Origin of the sequence: Moorena sp. SIO3B2, from assembly GCF_010692525.1 — a bacterium.
In the GTDB taxonomy this organism is placed as follows: Bacteria; Cyanobacteriota; Cyanobacteriia; order Cyanobacteriales; family Coleofasciculaceae; genus Moorena; species Moorena producens.
This window is the reverse complement of sequence record NZ_JAAHHE010000997.1, coordinates 1-1,033: the sequence shown is the minus strand read 5'-3', so window position 1 is coordinate 1,033 and position 1,033 is coordinate 1. Positions and strand designations below refer to the sequence as shown.

The window sequence follows — 1,033 nt, the reverse complement described above, 5'->3', positions numbered from 1 at the left end:
GTTAGAGGGATTTGGTGATAATGGCTGATTGGCAGGAGATCTGATCCAGTCTTCAAAACTTGAGGAGATGACAGTACTCCCATTTTTAGGAGTAGATATTAGACTAGACTTATCAAATATTTGTTCAACATGTTGATTAGATTTTGATAAGTTTATTTTGGATGGAATATTTATATCTTCCATCCATAAGTTTAGAGATTTATTTAAAGGTTCTGCTGTCAGGGTAGCCGTTAGTTTAATAGTTATTTCAGATAGTTGATTTGCGTTTAATACCATAGGGATTTTCGTTAACTATATTGATTAAACTGCACAGTAAGATCACTAATTATGACTAGTTATCTCGACAGAGATATTACTGACTTACTTATATAGTAGTAAAGCACCCTGATTGAAATTTAGTTAATTATAGCAATTTTAAGCAATCTTAATTTAAATTTCATAAAAATTATAAAAATCAAGAAGACTCTGGCGATATTATTTACCCTGGATTTTATGTTAATCCTCTTCCGAATCTAATCATTTCGACATGAATTTATATGGCAGTTTACTTAATAGTAAATAAACCTGTATCTATACAATATTGACTCATACATGTTAGTAATTGGTTGCCATTTTGGCAAAATTTTCGGTTATGAGGAAGGAGAGGCCGTGAGCCACGCTACGCGATTGACCTTAGGTCAAGCTAAGCGAACGGAGATTCTGGAGGAGCCAGAAAATCCCGATGACCAGCAATATGTGGATCAGTAAGGGTGAATAAAACGATAACGAATCATCATACTATGAAGATATTTACAGTAACTGGTTTAACTTTGAGTAGTTTTACAAAAATATGCGATCGCGTCCAATCAAAGCATGTCTTGTGAATCCAATGGTGTCCTTTAGCTCAACCTCCTCTGACCGAAATTAAAGTCAATCATTATGATTCCAAATACTGGGAGTGATTTTCGGGATACTCTGGGGGGTCAAACCGAGGTATATTTTATAACCTATAGGTTGCACTAAATTTAAGAGGTTGACGCTTGACGCTTGACGC

At 34.8% G+C, this 1,033-nt stretch carries 2 protein-coding genes; one reads left to right on the top strand and one right to left on the bottom strand.

Translation table 11 applies throughout. The annotated features are described in order from the left end of the window. Positions 1-276 (bottom strand): hypothetical protein (locus F6K38_RS43020; protein ID WP_287361049.1); only part of this gene is annotated, 276 nt, incomplete at its 3' end. Positions 277-591: 315 nt separating this feature from the next. On the opposite strand from F6K38_RS43020, the gene F6K38_RS43015 reads away from it, so the two are divergent. Beyond that, a complete protein-coding gene (locus F6K38_RS43015; protein ID WP_287247798.1) occupies positions 592-747 on the top strand; it encodes a hypothetical protein in 156 nt (51 codons plus the stop codon). Positions 748-1,033: the final 286 nt, after the last annotated feature.

Excerpts from the sequence above, each read along its gene's own strand:
- F6K38_RS43015 (WP_287247798.1), top strand. The coding sequence starts at position 592 with ATGTTAGTAATTGGTTGCCATTTTGGCAAAATTTTCGGTTATGAGGAA.